Below are 16844 nucleotides of genomic sequence, written 5' to 3' on the forward strand. Positions count from 1 at the left end.
ATATAAATATCAAAGTGAAATCACTTAGATGTCAATATGATTGTATATTGAATTATTTTGTAATGATACAATATGAACATTACTCTTTGAGGAGATTTTATTTCATGGCTACTGATAAAAGAGTCTTTACACTTAGGCTGCGAGAAAAGAATTTTGAGAAAATTAAAGTGATTGCGGACAAAAACAAACGATCTATCGCAATGCAAATTGAGTATCTTATAGAACAACATATTGAAGAATTTGAGAAAGAACAAGGTGTTATTTACCCAGATAAACATAATGACGTATAGATTTTGCGCCCTTAGTACATGCGCATGATCCATACGTCATTTTTCATGGTATATCCTGTTAATCAAAATCAACCTGTTTTCGTATACAATACCAAATACTTAATTAAAACTGACGCATAGGAACAAGGAGGAAATCAAGGTGAAGAGTAAGCAGTCATATAGAAAAATATCTGCAATAACTGCTTACTGGTATCAGCCTTAGAAGTCATGAAACATGAGCAATATAAAAGGAGGCTTAACTACTCAAATAACCTCATACTATGTTAAAAGTTATGATTCTTAACGGAGACGTACGATGGCTTAACAAAGCCACCATTCGTTTTAGCGTAATAATCAAAATCAATCCAAGAAATCAGTAACTTTTTCTGTTATTTTTATTGCATTGTCAACTATTTCACCGCTATTCTCACTAACTCCCCGTAATGTAATCATAAACGATGATAATTTTTCTAAAAAACCTTTATTCTTCTCATTGTCAATATTCTTTTTGTTTTTATAAAGCCCCCCTAACAGGGAATCGTATACTTTCTCAAACTCATTTATGCCCCAACGCTTGTAACGTTGAACTGCAGATTTTATATCATCCAACTTATGTAATAGCACAAACACAACTTTTTTAGGCAAATGAGAGTCTTCTAATTGTATTATTAGTTCGGCAATTTGATTTTCTATTTCTTCTATTTGCTCTTGCGATATAATGGTATTTTCTTCTTTCTCTTCAAGACCATCAGAACATAGTTCTAGAGTATTTATAACCACAGCAGTAATATGTTTTTGAAACTTTGCAATGTCGCTATTTAGACCTACTGATATCAAAGCATTTTGAATTGAGTCTAATTGAGTGATATACCTATCTGTGTGTTTAAAATTACTCGTTACTTGTTTCTTTATCAAAGTGATCAACGATAGATATTCACTTAATGTACAATAAAGGTCCTTTTCTTCTAATTCTAAAACTTCACAAAATACATCTTTAACAGATATATCCATATAAGTCCTTGTATTATTATTAAATTCCTTTTTATACTCTTCAACCGATTTTAGAAATGCTAATAAAGTAGCAATTGGTGTTATAGCTTCAGCTCTTTCCATGTTTCAATAACTCCCTTTTATGTATTTTATGCTATTATAATATGAAATGAAGTATTACAGTATAATATAGATATAAAATGTTTCGAACTAACTATATATAATTTATTTCATTATCCAATAATTCATTTAAAAATATGGACAAGTTGATATATTTATATATCGTATTAATGTTTTCTTTATCTCCGCTATTTAATAGAGCATTATCATACTTCCTCAACTATTATCTTCCTTTTAAAAGGAATTTCTCTAAGAGAACCTTATCTTTTACCCGATCTAACGTTAGAAAAGGCCATTCTATAAAGTCATGTTTTTGACTTTATAGAATGGCCTTTCCTTTAATTTCCACCTCAGATGAGGGAAGCACCTATTTTTTTACTAAACTCGAACATCCTAAGACCTTGTTAAGCCTGATCCTGGCGCGCAAGCGCGACTAGCGCACGTAGCGCTGCATTAATCTCGCGCTCGACCGCTTGTCCAACCGCATCCGTATGCGGATCATACTCGGCAGCCAAGTCGCTGTCTGCGAATCCATCGATCGCGACAATAGCTCCGGCGCGAGCGCCACGCAAGGTGCTCACGATGTAGAGAGCCGCAATTTCCATCTCGGCCGCAAGTGCTCCAGCCTGCTTGTACTTGCGGTGTGGAATCTCTTCCACGCCTGCAAAGAACGCATCCAGCGTTACGGTGATACCAACGCCCACTTTGCCTGCAAATGTTGCAGCATCTGCGCTTTCTTGCTCACGAGCAGCTTCAATCAATGCTTGAGTCACCCCAATGTCCGCTACCGCTGGGAAACCATCCGGCACCAGTTGGCGAGTCAATCCATCTGTACGAACAGCGGCTGTACTCACAATCACACTACCTGCCGGATAATCCGCTGTATACGATCCCGCTGTACCTACACGAATCAGGGTTGTTACACCCGCTCGAATCAATTCCTCGAAGCAGACAGCCGCTCCAGGTGACCCTACACCATGGCTGACCACAGCGATCTGTACCCCTTCGTACAGACCAACAAACGTGCGATACTCCCGACTGAACGCCAGTTCTCTCGCTTGCTCCAACTTACGGGAAATCTTCTCCGCACGTGCCGGATCACCACAGACAATGGCATATGCCGGCATGTCTTCCGAATGAATCTGCAAAATAGGCATCAACATATCAATCAAACTCCTTCTTCGTCCATTCGTCTTCCGGAATCGGCAGATCTTCACCCGAGAAGCGTTGTTCCTTGAACGGGTCGGCAAAATGGTGGAAACCATTCACTTCCCAGAATCCGTTCCGGTCTTCGGTCATAAACTCCAAACCACGTATCCACTTCGCACTCTTCCAGAAGTAAAGTTGCGGTACAACCATACGCAGTGGAAAACCATGCTTGGGCGTTAGTGGTTCACCGTTATATTTGAATGCAAGCAGTACGTCATCATGCATCAATTCTTCGAGCGGCACATTTGTCTCATAATCATGATCGGCATGGATCATGACGTATTTTGCTTCCGGCTTAACCCCGAGAAGCTTCACAAAATCGGAAAAACGAATGCCTTCCCATGGTGTATCGAATTTCGACCAACGGGTAACACAGTGAATATCACTTACCGTGTTCACCTGTGGCATCGCCTGCAACTCGGCCAAGGAGAACACCTTCTCTTCTTCCACTTCGCCGAATACTTTCAGGTCCCATGTGGACAGGTCATATTCTGGCACTTCCCCTTCATGCAGAATCGGGAATTTCTCCGTCAGCATCTGTCCCGGCGGCAAGCGATCTCCATGATCATGGCCTGCTTTGGGTGCCGGGGTTTTTCCTTTTTTCAAACGTTCAGCCTTGTTATGCAAGTGGAATTCCTCCTTCTTTTGCTGCCTCTACATCGCCATTCAGGAATTAACGCGAGCTTCCGCCCGCTTTCAGTGCATCCTGTGCATAGGTACGGTCTTTGAAAAAGAACATCGCGACCAGCGTCACAATATACGGCAACATCAATGTGAAATGGGTTGGCAAGGAGAAGCCTTGCAGACGAATACTCAATGCTTCCATGAAGCCAAACAGTACACTGGAGCCCATCACGCCAAGCGGATTCGCTTGCCCCAACATCGTTGCTACGAGTGCAATGAAGCCACGACCCGCGGTCATGCCTTCGGTAAACATCGTCACCTGACCAAGCGACAACTGTGCGCCAGCCAAAGCACACAACACACCGCACATCAGAACGGCACCATACTGGATGCCGCGTACCTTGATCCCGATGCTCTGTGCTGCAATCGGGTTCTCCCCGACAGAGCGCAGGCGGAAGCCGGATACACTTTTGAACAGATAGAATTGCAGTCCAATTACGAGCACAATGCCGAGATAGACCAAGGGACTATGTCCCGATAATACATCGCCCACCCACGGAATGTCTTTGATCAGCGGAATATCCCATTTGGGAAGTCCAACCATGTCTTTGTCGTAGTATGCACCCTTTACATCAAAAATCGCACGCAGTGCAAAGGTCGTCACTCCCGCTGCCAGGAAGTTGAGCGAGATCCCGACCACGATGGCGTTGGCTTTGAGATTAATACTTATAAAGGCAAAGAGCGCCGAGAACAACATCACAATAATAATGGAAAAGAGTACAGCCAACAGCACATTGCCAAACAGATAATTACCGACAATAGCCGAGAACGCACCGATCAAAACCAACCCTTCAAGACCCACGTTGAACAGACCGACACGGGAACATAAAGCCCCACCGAGCGCTGCAAGCAGGATTGGAGTCATAATCCGCAAGGTTGAGCCAAACATGGCTGCATCAAACAGTTGTTGCATTGGACTTTTTCTCCTTTCTCCGCTTCAGGAATGAATAACCGATCTGAGCTGATACAAATAACGTCAATACGGCCTGGATGACACTGCCGACTTCCAGCGGCACATCCGTGTTCCGTTCCATCCCCATGGCACCTGTCTGTAACGCAGCCAGCAAAATAGCTGCTACAGCTGTACCAAGTGGATGCGAGCGGGCAAGCAGCGTGGCCATAATGCCGCTCCAGGCGTAACTTGCCGATGACAATGAGCCATCAAGGAAACGGTACTGTGTACCGAGCACTTCCCCCGCACCTGCAAGTCCAGCAAGTCCACCACTGATGACCATGGACAGCATCATCATGCGAATGCGGCGAACACCACCATAGGTTGCAAAGGACGGGTTGCTTCCGAGCATTCGAATCTCGTAACCGGTCACCGTTTTATGTGTAAACCAGTAGATCAGAATAGCCGCTACAATGGCAATAATGAATCCGGCATGCAGTCCCATGCCTTGGAACAACTTCGGCAACCAGATACTTTGATCAATCATAGGTGTCTGAGCCATCGCTGCAGATCCAGTCCGATCCTTGAATGGATAGGAGACCATGTATCCACCAAAATAGATGGCAATATAGTTAAGTAGTAAGGTTGTGATCAACAAGTTCATACCAAAGCGTGCATCCAGCCAGCCTGCAAACAGGGACCAGATTCCCCCGGCAACAATACCTGCGACAATCGCAGCAATACATACGAACCAGCCTGGCCCTGGCAGATAAAGCGCCGTGAGTGCGGCACTGAGCCCGCCAAGAATCATCTGGCCTTCGGCTCCCATATTGAAAAATCCGGCACGGAATGCCAAGGCTACGCCAAGTCCCGCCAGGATGATCGGTGTGGAACGAGCCAGTGTATTGGTGAAGAAGTAGAAGTTGCCGAAGGCCCCTTTCCACATCTCCGCATACGTATCCACCACATTACCGCCAACAATCAGAATCGCCACAGCCCCTGCAATCAGACCGATGAATACGGCAAGCAGCGGCTGTACGAGTCCGCGAAGTGTTTCTTTTACCCGATTCATATCCGCTCTTTCCCTCCTGCCATTAACAAACTGATCTGTTCCTCTGTCGCTTCCTCTGCTCTCAGTTCCCCGGCGATTTCACCTTCATACATCACAATAATGCGATCCGATAATTGCAAAATCTCCGACAACTCCGATGAAATGAGCAGAATACCTGCACCTTCACTACGTTTGCGTAGCAATTCGGCATGGATTGTCTCCATCGCTCCGATATCCACACCACGTGTTGGTTCGGCGGCAATCAGAAACGGTGTATCCTGCGCAAATTCACGAGCGGCAATCAGCTTCTGCAAATTTCCTCCGGACAGAAACTGTGCCTTGGTTTCCGCAGAACCCGTCTTGATGCTAAACTGTTTGATCCAGCTCTCTACCATCGTTCTTGCTGCTTTGGCTTTAATAATACCGCGTGATTGCAAGCGATGATGATGCCCCATTAGCCCGTTCTCGCGAACGCTCGCGTCCTTGGCCGCTCCCCACATGTAACGATCTTCCGGAATATGAGCAAGTCCATGCTCCCGGATGCGCCGTACAGGCCAGTTGGTTGTATCCTGCCCAGAGAGCACAACACGACCACTATCCGCCTTACGCAGTCCGGCAATGACCTGAATCAGTTCCGACTGGCCGTTACCCGAGATGCCTGCTATACCAACAACCTCACCTTTTCGAACCTCCATATGAATCTCCTTGAGCGCCGAACGATCCTTCGCTCCGGACAGATTAACCCCTTCCACCTGAAGCACGGCTTCCGCTGGAACCGATGGCTGCTTGTCGATACGCACAAGTTCACGACCAACCATCAGACGTGACAATTCCTCCACATGTGTATCCTTCGCTTCCAATGTACCCGTTACCTGACCATCTCGAAGTACCGTGATCCGGTCAGCTACATCCATGACTTCTTGCAGCTTGTGCGTGATTAGCACAAAGGTTTTGCCCAGCTTGGCGAGTGATTTCATGTTCGCCAGCAGTTCTTTTACTTCAAGCGGTGTCAGCACCGCCGAAGGTTCATCCAATATAATGATGTCTGCGCCCTGATGCAGCACCTTGAGAATTTCAACACGCTGCTGCATGCCAAGCGGGCACTCGGATACTTTTTTCCACGGGTCCACCGGCATGCCATATTGTCTGCCAAGCTCATTCACCTGGGCCGCTGCCTTTTTGCGGTCAAATGTACCTGCCTTAGCTGGCTCGCGTCCGATCACGATGTTCTCCGCCACCGTAAAGGAAGGGAACAGCATGAAATGCTGGTGCACCATGCCGATACCACTTGCCATCGCCTGGGACGGTGTAGCAAAGCTTACCTCGCGTCCACGGACTTTGATTGTGCCCGACGTAGGTTGTTCCATACCGTACAGCATACGCATCAAGGTTGTTTTACCGGCCCCGTTCTCACCTACAAGGGCATGAATCTCTCCATCACGCAAATTAAAACGGATGTCACGGTTAGCGGTGAAGCCGCCGTATTTCTTCGTAATGTGCTCCATCTCCAACAGCATATCTCGCGTTCGCTCCCCTCAGTTCAACTTAATAAGGTTACACTCGCCACTACGATGACAGAACAACCTTCCGATCGCTGTTATCCCCAGATTTTTTGATTCCCTTTTATTAAGGGGAAAATCCGGTGATAAAGGCGAGGTGTATGCTTCCGAAGTAGCTTTCTTTCAGAAAGCTTTTAGCTTAGCTTCTTCAGGTTATTTCTGTCCTCTTCGTTACCGTGTAAACGATAAGTTGAACATATACTGGTCATTTAATAGCAGCAAAACCGGCTGCCTGATCGGGCAGCCGGCTGATCATTTTCATCACACATTCATTGAAAAGAACATTCAAAACTATTGTTGCAATGGATCTTTGACTACAATTTTGCCGGATACGATATCATCTTTGATTGCTTTAACTTGGTCGATTACTTCTTGTCCAACAAAAGCATTCAGCGGTGATTCGCTATCACGTGTAACGTAAGTCAAGCCTACACCGTCTTCTTTCAAACCGTAGTTAACAGCGCCTGCTTTGAAATTACCTTCTACAAAATCTTTGACAGTCTCATAAGCAACCGTATCGGTTGATTTCAATTGAGACAATACGATATGTTCCGGGTCTTCAACCGTACGGTCCGTATCCTGACCTGAAGTATAGAAGCCTTTTTCTTTCGCTGCTTCGAACACACCCAGATCACCTACAGCGGATGCGCCAGCGATGAAATCAGCGCCTTTGCCGAATTGTACGAGGGCCAATTCTTTGGCTTTGGCCGGGTCATTAAATCCACCTACATAGTTCACGAGGAATTCTGCATCCGGATTCACGGATTCCAATCCCGCTTTGAAACCTTCTGTATATTTCTTGATCAATGGTACATCCATTGCTGCGATCATGCCGACTTTGTCTGTTTTGGTGGACAATCCAGCAGCTGCACCGAGCAGGTACGCCCCTTCATATTCACGGAAACCAACGCTACGAACGTTAGGCAGATCCACGGTTGTATCCACAATTGCAAAGGACTTGTCCGGATTTTCTGCAGCGACTTTCTTCAATGCATCTTCTGCCTGGAAAGTTGCTGTAATGATCAGATCATAATTCTCGGCAACCGTAGCACGCAGATTTTGTTCAAATGCCGCCGGGTCTGTCGATTCAATCGTCTTGGTGTCTACTTTGAATTCTTCGCCTGCTTTTTTGAAGCCTTCATCCATCTGTACAAAGAAAGGGTTAACCCCTATTTTTTCGGGAAGTACGAGGGCCATCCGAAGAGATTTCTCCGAATCACTGCCTTGGGCGGATTGTTCGTCTTTGGAAGCTGAATTCCCACAAGCTGCCAACAAAATAGCCAACATGATGATCGATAAGACGAACGATAAACCTCTTTTCATTTTGAAAATACCCCTTTTCAATATTCTTTTTTTCTTATCCTAGCGGATACTGTCGATCCTTGTCAATAAATCTTTGAGCGTATACACTCAATTAGAATATATTTGATGATTTGCTTTCTACCAAGCTTTGGAAACCGCTTTATAGCAAGCTTTTTTTCCGTTGACATACAGCGCGTCTCCGTGCTAAAGTCAATCCAATTATTCTATTCTGATAGGATTTGTCAGAATTATAACCGAAAGCTACTTATTTTCCAACCCATTTTAAGGAGGCTATTCATTTGAAAAAAATCACCCAGATTACATTGGCGGCCCTGCTCGCCGCTCCGGTAACACTCGGCAGCCTAAGCTTGCCCGCTTCTGCTTCTGCAGCATCTGCAACTCCAGCTAAACCAACCACTTCACAAAGTGTCAAAGGACCGTTAGCTCAGGCTCCAGTCGCTTATACGGAAAGCGCAGCGGATTTCGCTCAATTCTTGCAAGCAAAATACAATATTCAATTGCCGCAACAGATTAACAAAGGTGAATTCATTCAAGCCATTGCAGCCGTTACGGAAACCACTCAAGCAAGCGAAGGTGAAGCCAAAGCTCCTGTCTTTACCGATCTGGCCTCTGGTGATTCTTCTTATGATGCTGCGGTATCCTTATATAATAATGGGGTTCTTACGGGTACAGAAGTACGTGCCAAGGATCAGCTGAGCACTTATGCCGCCGTCTTCATCGCGGTGAAAGCAGCCGGATTCAAGGAACTTGCTTATACATATCCCACAGAGAAAACCGCCAAGGCACTTGCCAAAGTTGGCATTAGCCCGAACCGTGTTCAGGGACAAGCCGCACAGGAACTGGCTGCAGCGATCGATACAGGCCTGATTCCTGAGAGCCTCTACCCTGCTCTCCTTAAGGGTGGCGTAGCAAGTAAAGATTTCGCTAATACATTGCTTGGACGCGTGCTGGTCAGTCAAGGGAAATACAAACATGAGATTGGGCGTTCCGGCGATGCGGACATCTATTCCAAACTGTATGCTGCTTATCGCACAGCGGATCTGATCGAATCACCTGAGTTGAGAAAAATTGTGGATCAGGCCCTGCGAGATGATCTCGTCACAGGTTACAATCTGAAGGACAGTCGCTTTGACTCCAACTTTATCGATGAACTGACACTTACCTACGGCCACGATAATATCCAACATGCTGTACAGCTGGTTGGTTTACTGCGTAGCGAAGGCATTGACGCCGATGTACAATTTCAGCCGAAGACATCTGCCTTCATTTATTTGAAGGAATGGGGCGAGCCGAAGGAAACGCCAGACTATAAAGTGACACAGATCGAGAACGGCAACTATATTGCTTCTGCGAAGGAATATGATATTCAGTTCGAGTTCAACAATGTGGCAGACAAAGTCCGCTTCAATGATATTGTTCTGAAATATGCCAAGAAGAACAGTGACAGTACATCACCATTAATTCTCAGTTCCTGGTGGCAACCGCTATATTACTCACCAACAGCATTGGCCAACTATCCAGTCATTTCCAATAATAAGATCGCGCTTGGCCATTATTATGCTCAGTCCTTCTCACTGAAGGAAAATGCCAAATCCATTCGGGAAGGTTTCCTGAAGCTGGCTCCTGATGCGGACATTACAACATATGACTTCTGGGTGGACCAGCCTTTTTTCAACTATCTGAATGGTGGTTCCGAATAAAAACAAATTCTATCTCCAACCGAAATAAAGCTCATTTTTTGCCACTATAAGTAACCGTCTTTACCGAACTTTACAGGGTTTTCGACCCCTTGGTTCGTAAAGACGGTTTTTTGTTCAGCATTTTGCAAATTTCTTCTAAAAAATCATTTTCTCATGCAGGAATTACCAATATCAGGTCGAATCCTTTATGTACACAAACACGCAATCCTATTGCACATCTCCGCACGAACAGGAGTTAATCATGGTATATGACGGTATTCTACTCGGCTTGATCGTTGGATTTTTTCGGGGCGGGTTGCGGCATGGGCTCAACCAGTTTGCGGCACTTAAGTTGCGAAGTGGCTGGATTTTCCCAGTATTGCTGCTATTCCAGTTCTTTATTTTCTATCTGCAGGAACGATTCGAATGGGTGGCATCCATAAATGGTTATCTCTTTGCTGCCGTCTACATTACAGGACTCGCATTTTTGTGGCTTAACAGAAACCACACCGGTTTCATGCTCATCTGGATTGGTGTGTTTCTCAATTTTGCCGTGATGGCTGTAAATGGTGGGCGCATGCCCGTTTCGGTTGAAGCTTCTGCTGTATTAGGGCCCTACTATGTAGACATGCTCCGGGAAGGCGGCGCCGTATCGAAGCATTTTATGATGGATGCATCTACACATTTGCCTTTTCTCGGTGATATCATCCCACTCTCCAGCCCTTATCCACGGACTCAAGTCATCAGCATCGGTGATGTAGTCATGAACGTTGGCATATTCCTTTTTATCCAGTACATGATGGTGAATCGGGACAAAAAGGCTGTGCAACCTGCTAAAACTCATCAGGCTTGACGAGAACCAGGTAGACTCCAAGGAAGGGAGGTCTTCTCCATGAAAAAATTTGAGGGTGTGAAATATTCCCGCATTGTTATCAACGCAATCATCGTGGCTTCTGTCGTTGTAGCATTAACTTCGGGATACAAGCTGGGTGGCTAGTATCCATACCGCCAAACAAGACAAACAGGCTCCCAGCGGCCTGTTTTTTCTTTCTGGATTTTTGGCAGGCAACTTGGTATGTTATACATCTATATAGTATATCCCTATAAAAGAACAACAATTTATATACACATCAAGAGTAGACTAAACCAAGCAGGAGATTTTTTATGAACTTTATTCGTAACCTTATCCATAAGGCAGATCGAAGCAGTCTTTATGTTATTTTGCTTAGTTGTACCGGGATCGGTGTTTTTCTGTACATGAACAAGTTGTCTTACCTTCATCTAACCACGGCGGATTGGGTCATGGTCTACACCATGCTGGGTGCGGCATTAATTCTGGATTATTTCACGTTCCAGATTCCACCCAAAGGCAATCAGCAATCCATGGATTCATCGGTATACCTTGCCTGCATATTCATGTTTGGCGGAGCTTTCAGTTTGTCTGTACTGCTTCCTGTCTCCATCATCCTGTTAATCAAAGAGCGCAAGCTCACCTGGTGGAAACACATTGTCAATTTCAGCATCTACAGTCTCATGATTACGGGAGCAGCTGCCGTGTTTGAGTGGACGGGCGGTCAATCGGGAACGCTGGACGGCTATAACCTGCTTCCTTATTTTGCAGCGCTCGCAGCCTACTTCATCATCAACACGATCACACTTGGCTTGTTCTTTCATTTCTCAACGAAGGATGCATTACAGCAGATGAAGCGGGCATTTGTTACCGAATCCCTGCTGGTTTATTTATGTACGCTGATTCTGGCGCTTGTCCTGACGATTCTGGTTGTGCACAATGGCGTACTCGGTCTGTTGTTGTACCTGAGTCTCAGTATTCTGCTCTCCCATGCATTCAAACAGTTATTTGTCATGTATCAGAGCATTGAGGAGAAGGCTAACACGGATCAACGCACAGGCCTGTTCAACCACAGTTATTTTGAAAGCATGCTGGAAAGTGAACTGACTACGGCTCGTACGCAGGGAACACCACTCTGTCTGGGACTTATTGATATCGATGATTTCAAAAAGTATAACGATCGGTTTGGTCACCTCCAAGGTGACAGTCTGCTGGCCCTGCTGGGAGATTTTCTGATGCGAAAGACGGAAGGTACATCTGTTACGGCCTTTCGTTATGGAGGGGAAGAGTTCACTCTACTCATGCCAGGAATGGACTTGGACGAATCCTACCAGTTTATGAATAAGCTGCGCAAACAACTAAATGACACGCCATTTGAAGGCGTTGAAGTGTTTCCGCACGGTTGTCTCTCCTTCTCGGGTGGCGTCGCACCCTATCAGGTGGATATGTATAACAAATCCCAACTCGTGGATCAGGCGGATAAAGCACTGTATTATGCGAAGAAACAGGGCAAAAACAACGTGCACCGCCACGGAAGCAATGATGGCATGGAACACGAAATTGATCTGGTACAGGACGTTCGTGACATCGAGCAGCAGCTCAATCTGTTCAGATACAAGGACATGGATACGTTTAAACACTCCAAACGGGTCTACAAATATGCACTGGATATCAGTGAACTGCTTGCACTGGACAATGCGGAGAAACGCCGTTTCGTACTGGGAGCACTGATTCATGACATCGGCAAACTGGAGATTCCCTGGTCCATTCTGAACAAAAAGGACAAGCTCACCCCAGAAGAATGGGAAACGATCAAAGGACATGTCACCTGGGGCAAAAAAATGGTGATCACGAACGATCGCTTCGCCGATCTGATTCCGTACATTGAACTTCACCACGAGCGCTATGACGGCAAGGGCTATCCTTACGGCCTGAAGGGTATCGAGATTCCCCGGCTCTGCCGGATGCTGACGGTAATTGACTCCTTTGATGCCATGACGACAGAGCGGCCGTATCAGGAGACCAAGAACGTGGAAGAAGCCATTCGGGAGCTACGCGCATGTTCGGGTTCACAGTTCGATCCGGAGCTTGCCGAGTTATTCATTCGATATATTGAGAAAAGAACCGCTCAGCAACAGTTGCTGTAAGATGAACGAAGCTTCTTCTATCTCAGAGAAAATCAAAAGCGCTATCCCCGGTCTGATTCGGAGATAGCGCCATTTTCATTTTCATCATGGAATGAATCTTACACCAGACAACTTCATTCTCGTGCAGATTCTACATTAAGATTTGGTATTCAGTTCATGTGAGGTCTGATGCAGCTCTTTAATCATCTGCTGCAAAAACATGTTGTCTTGACGACTGATACCGTGCTGATTGTCTTGAACAAGCATCTGGTGAATGTTCTTTTTGAGCAATTCACTGCGACGTTCCAATACTTCTTGACTCATGTTGTTGCTTCACTCCTTAACATGTTTTGTAATGAATTTACGTTCTATATAAGTATAGAGGACCTTCTCCGATAGGGAAAACGGACTCAGCCTTCTTCAGCTGTTCACACCAACCCTCACCTAGCGTGACAACATTTCACCCCTTGTCATTCTTAGATATCCTTCTAAATACTCCCTGATCCTCCCCAGCTTTCTCCACAGACACAGACTAGGGTCTTGGACAAGCTTGCGTTATAATGGTCCCATCCCTGTATAAATAAAGTACCTCATTAAGCTAATCCTAGATCAAAGGAGTTCTGCTTTCATGTCCTATAAACAAATCAAATGGATGATTCTGTTGATCCCCACATTTACGGTTGGCATCTGGGAATATATTCGCCATCAGTTTCTAATGCCGTACCTTTCAATGGATGCCGGTAACTGGTTAACGCCAGTCATCGTTTACCTCGTCAGCGTGACACTGCTCAGCCGATTGTTCCACATGCTCGAAGGTGCCAGGGCTGCTCTGGAACAGGAACGTGCAGCGAAAGCAGCCCTTGAAGCTCGTGACCAATTGGCCCGGGAACTTCACGATGGCATATCCCAGTCTCTTTTCCTGCTATCGGTGAAGACTGATAAAGCAGGCCGTAGTCTAACAGGAACCGGACATGAACACGAGATCCAGGAGATTCAAAAAACCGTGCATGAAGTCAATACATATGTGAGACAAGCCATTGCCCAGTTGCGCTATGTTCCCTCCTCTACCGCGGCACCCGAGATTATCTCACTGCATGCGCAGGTCGAAGTGCTCGTCAAGGAAACCGTACCTGGTGCACAGATTTATTGGGACCTCAGGGGTGTGACCTTCTCTGCGAAGGAGCAAGTGGAACTGCTCGCCTGTATCCGGGAGGGTTTACTGAATGTACGTAAACATGCACAGGCTACCCGCGTTCAGGTTCATGCGGAAGGTAATCCAATTGCCTGGTTTATTTATATTCAGGATAATGGCAATGGACTAAGTGAAGATCCTCTTCAGCTGAAGGATCGGTACGGCTTGCGAATTACGAAGGAACGTGCCGCCGAGATGGGTTGGTCTTTTACCCTTGATTCCAGAACAGGGCATACACGAATGACGATTGGAAAGGAGCATGTCTAATATGGAACATGTACGTGTATTGGTTGTTGATGATCATGCGCATGCGCGTGAAGCGATCTGTAGCATTTTATCCGAGGACAGCCTGTTTGAAGTGATTGGTACTGCTTCGAATGGACAGGAAGCGTTGGAGCTTACCGGACAATGGATGCCCGACCTGATCCTGATGGACGTACAAATGCCGGGCATGGACGGGCTGGAAGCCACTCGTCAGATCAAGCTACGATTCCCCTATGTTATTGTTGTTATGGTCACGGTATCGGATGATGTAACCTTCCTGTTCGAAGCACTCAAACAAGGTGCTCAAGGATACTTGCTCAAAAATCTAACGCCTTCTACCTGGCTTGAATACCTTCGTGCCATCGTCAGCGACGATGCACCGCTTAGCAAGGAGCTGGCCTACCGGATTTTGCAGGAGTTTCCCGCACCACGAAGTGAAGATGTGCAAGATAATCCACTCACGGCGCGGGAGCTTGAGATTCTGCAATGGGTATCCGCTGGATATACCAATCGGGAGATCGCCGATCAGCTCGGTATTTCAGACCAGACGGTGAAGAATCATTTAAAGAACATTTTGCAGAAGCTCCAGCTGGAAAACCGGGTACAACTCACCCGCTACGCGCTAGAGAGTGGGCTTGCGGGACGTAAGCTTCGTAAATAGCGAAGCTTCATAACAATATGTGAATGGTAGCACGAACGTATCACACACCAATATGAGATTTGTAACATAAGACGAGATGGGTACTCTGCACCGTACACATTCATGCTTTTGTCACAATTATGAAGACCAAATCGTTTTTTTATAGCCCAATGTAGTCATACGCAGTCATTTTGGACAAAGTTATAATGGGATAGATTGTGTATAAAAAGCTAGGAATGACTACAAATCTATAACCTGAGGGTGATGTTTTTTTGATTTTGACCAGCTTTACCCTGAAATGGGGCAAACGGCACTGGGCATTGGTCACCAGCCTGTTGCTTGTGTGCTGCCTTGTTATGCCACAGTGGGCATCTGCCCATGCTTATATTGTTAAGGCTTCGCCAGGAGAAAATGAAATTCTCGTAGCTGCTCCGGATCGGCTGACCATGGAGTTCAATGAGTCCTTGCAGACGGCCTTTTATGATATCAAAGTTACCGGTCCTGATGGAAATCAGGCAGACGATGGAAATGTACAGATTGATGCGGATCGTCCCCATATCCTGGAGACTGGCCTGCAGGCTGGACTCGGGAACGGGACTTATGCTGTTAACTGGAAAGCTGTGTCTGCCGATGGACACCCGATCCAAGGAGCATATGTTTTCCATATCGGTGAACCGTCCGGTTCTCCTGCTGGACTAAGTGATCTTACATCCGGTTCCGGTTCAACAGGTGGGCCGCTGAAATGGATCGTATCCCTGACAGACTGGATTCAGTATCTCGGATTGTCTGTCATTCTGGGGACACTTGCATTCTTGTTGCTGCGAATTGCACCGACATCCATGACAAGAGAGCCTATGGACGTTCCAGGTAGCTACAAACTGTTATGGATCAGCTATGCTGCTGCTTCCTTTGCCGCGCTGGTCAGCCTGCCACTGAATACGTTATACGAATCTGGTGTGGCTCTGAGCGAACTAAGCTGGGCTCTGATCGGAAGTGCGCTTAAACTGACTTCCTTTGGCCAAATCTGGATGTTACAGATCCTCATTGTAATGCTACTGGCCGTCACGATTCTCTCCGGATATGATCGCGATCGATCCATCCGTGCTCGCATCTGGTCCTCTTATGGGTCACTTGTGCTCGTGCTTGGATGGCTATTCACTCATGCGATGACGGGACATCCAGCTGCGGCGGATCAACGTGTTCTCGCAATTGCCATGGACTTCGTGCATCTGATCGGTGCCGCCTTCTGGATTGGTGCATTGACTGCGATGGCAATATGTCTGCCCCCACTCGCGGACAAGCTGCCTTCGAAGGTGCGAGGAGAAGTCTACTGGACTGCCATTCGCAGGTTTACCGCTTGGGGGATTGGCGCCGTAGCCGCTCTGGTTGCTACAGGAATATACAGCAGTCTGATTATTCTACCAGCACCTGTACTGACTTCCTTGTTCACGACAGCTTATGGCCTTGTCCTGATCGGCAAGATCGTGCTGCTGATTGTAATGGTGCTCTTTGCATGGCGTCACGCCAGATTAGCAAGGGAAGCAACGGGGAGCAGATTATCCGGCAGCCTGAAAGCCGAGCTTGCTACTGGTGCTGTGATTCTCGCCCTTGCTGCCGTACTAACACACCTGTCTCCAGGACAACCGGCTGCGGTCGGTCCTTATCAGGAGACAAAGACTACAGAAGACGGCTCAGCGATCACACTTCAGGTGAGTCCCAATGTGACGGGAGAGAACCAATTCGAAGTCGATGTGAAACGTGCAGATGGCAGTATCGTTAATGATCTGGAACAGATCACCCTATCACTCACACATCTGGACATGGATATGGGGATCTATGAGATCACCATTCCGAAAAACGACACCGGTGTGTACAAGGCTGAAGATTACATCTCCATGCCTGGACGTTGGAATATCAAGGTACATCTGCTAACCAAATCGCTGGATGCACTGGATGCCGAATTCGAGATCGACACCGCCAAACCATAGTTACACAA

Annotated in this window: 15 protein-coding genes; 7 read left to right on the forward strand and 8 right to left on the reverse strand. The window is 46.4% G+C overall.

Features of this window, described 5'->3' with window-relative positions:
• Positions 1–104: 104 nt before the first annotated feature.
• A complete protein-coding gene (locus tag MHH93_RS20775) occupies positions 105–290 on the forward strand; it encodes a hypothetical protein (RefSeq protein WP_076319539.1) in 186 nt (61 codons plus the stop codon).
• Between the two features lie 339 nt (positions 291–629).
• Here the strand turns inward: MHH93_RS20775 and MHH93_RS20780 are convergent, their stop codons facing one another.
• From MHH93_RS20780 to MHH93_RS20810, 7 genes are all read right to left on the reverse strand, one after another.
• Positions 630–1382 carry a hypothetical protein gene (locus MHH93_RS20780; RefSeq protein ID WP_500055577.1) on the reverse strand — a complete coding sequence of 251 codons (753 nt, stop codon included), beginning with the start codon at positions 1380–1382 and terminating at the stop codon, positions 630–632.
• A 401-nt stretch (positions 1383–1783) separates the two neighbouring features.
• Positions 1784–2542 (reverse strand): nucleoside phosphorylase, encoded by a 759-nt coding sequence (locus MHH93_RS20785; RefSeq protein ID WP_500055578.1) that lies wholly within the window; start codon positions 2540–2542, stop codon positions 1784–1786.
• A 1-nt stretch (position 2543) separates the two neighbouring features.
• Positions 2544–3215 carry a sulfite oxidase-like oxidoreductase gene (locus MHH93_RS20790; RefSeq protein ID WP_500055579.1) on the reverse strand — a complete coding sequence of 224 codons (672 nt, stop codon included), beginning with the start codon at positions 3213–3215 and terminating at the stop codon, positions 2544–2546.
• 46 nt (positions 3216–3261) lie between these two features.
• Positions 3262–4185, reverse strand: a complete 924-nt coding sequence (locus MHH93_RS20795; RefSeq protein WP_076332630.1) for an ABC transporter permease — start codon at positions 4183–4185, stop codon at positions 3262–3264.
• Positions 4169–5236, reverse strand: coding sequence for an ABC transporter permease (locus MHH93_RS20800; protein ID WP_017691012.1), 1068 nt, complete (start codon positions 5234–5236; stop codon positions 4169–4171). Before MHH93_RS20800 ends, MHH93_RS20795 begins: the two co-directional genes overlap by 17 nt.
• Positions 5233–6732 (reverse strand): ABC transporter ATP-binding protein, encoded by a 1500-nt coding sequence (locus tag MHH93_RS20805; RefSeq protein ID WP_500055580.1) that lies wholly within the window; start codon positions 6730–6732, stop codon positions 5233–5235. The genes MHH93_RS20800 and MHH93_RS20805 overlap by 4 nt, the downstream gene beginning before the upstream one ends.
• A gap of 333 nt (positions 6733–7065) precedes the next feature.
• Positions 7066–8097 carry a BMP family lipoprotein gene (locus MHH93_RS20810; protein WP_500055581.1) on the reverse strand — a complete coding sequence of 344 codons (1032 nt, stop codon included), beginning with the start codon at positions 8095–8097 and terminating at the stop codon, positions 7066–7068.
• A 278-nt stretch (positions 8098–8375) separates the two neighbouring features.
• On the opposite strand from MHH93_RS20810, the gene MHH93_RS20815 reads away from it, so the two are divergent.
• The 3 genes from MHH93_RS20815 (at position 8376) to MHH93_RS20825 (ending at position 12773) form a co-directional block, all read left to right on the forward strand.
• Positions 8376–9797 carry a hypothetical protein gene (locus MHH93_RS20815; RefSeq protein WP_500055582.1) on the forward strand — a complete coding sequence of 474 codons (1422 nt, stop codon included), beginning with the start codon at positions 8376–8378 and terminating at the stop codon, positions 9795–9797.
• Positions 9798–10038: 241 nt separating this feature from the next.
• A complete protein-coding gene (locus MHH93_RS20820) occupies positions 10039–10629 on the forward strand; it encodes a DUF5317 domain-containing protein (RefSeq protein WP_500055643.1) in 591 nt (196 codons plus the stop codon).
• 311 nt (positions 10630–10940) lie between these two features.
• Positions 10941–12773 carry a bifunctional diguanylate cyclase/phosphohydrolase gene (locus MHH93_RS20825; RefSeq protein WP_500055583.1) on the forward strand — a complete coding sequence of 611 codons (1833 nt, stop codon included), beginning with the start codon at positions 10941–10943 and terminating at the stop codon, positions 12771–12773.
• 135 nt (positions 12774–12908) lie between these two features.
• Here the strand turns inward: MHH93_RS20825 and MHH93_RS20830 are convergent, their stop codons facing one another.
• Entirely contained in the window at positions 12909–13076 is a 168-nt protein-coding gene (locus tag MHH93_RS20830) for a hypothetical protein (RefSeq protein ID WP_017691019.1), read from the reverse strand.
• 304 nt (positions 13077–13380) lie between these two features.
• Between MHH93_RS20830 and MHH93_RS20835 the strand changes: the two genes are divergently transcribed.
• The 3 genes from MHH93_RS20835 (at position 13381) to MHH93_RS20845 (ending at position 16836) form a co-directional block, all read left to right on the forward strand.
• Positions 13381–14211, forward strand: a complete 831-nt coding sequence (locus MHH93_RS20835) for a sensor histidine kinase (protein ID WP_500055584.1) — start codon at positions 13381–13383, stop codon at positions 14209–14211.
• A 1-nt stretch (position 14212) separates the two neighbouring features.
• On the forward strand, positions 14213–14869 hold the full coding sequence (locus tag MHH93_RS20840) for a response regulator (RefSeq protein WP_036616682.1): 657 nt from the start codon (positions 14213–14215) through the stop codon (positions 14867–14869).
• A 251-nt stretch (positions 14870–15120) separates the two neighbouring features.
• Entirely contained in the window at positions 15121–16836 is a 1716-nt protein-coding gene (locus MHH93_RS20845; protein WP_500055585.1) for a copper resistance CopC/CopD family protein, read from the forward strand.
• The last annotated feature ends 8 nt before the right edge of the window (positions 16837–16844 follow it).

It is taken from the genome of Priestia sp. FSL H7-0729, assembly GCF_038005685.1.
Lineage (GTDB): Bacteria > Bacillota > Bacilli > Paenibacillales > Paenibacillaceae > Paenibacillus.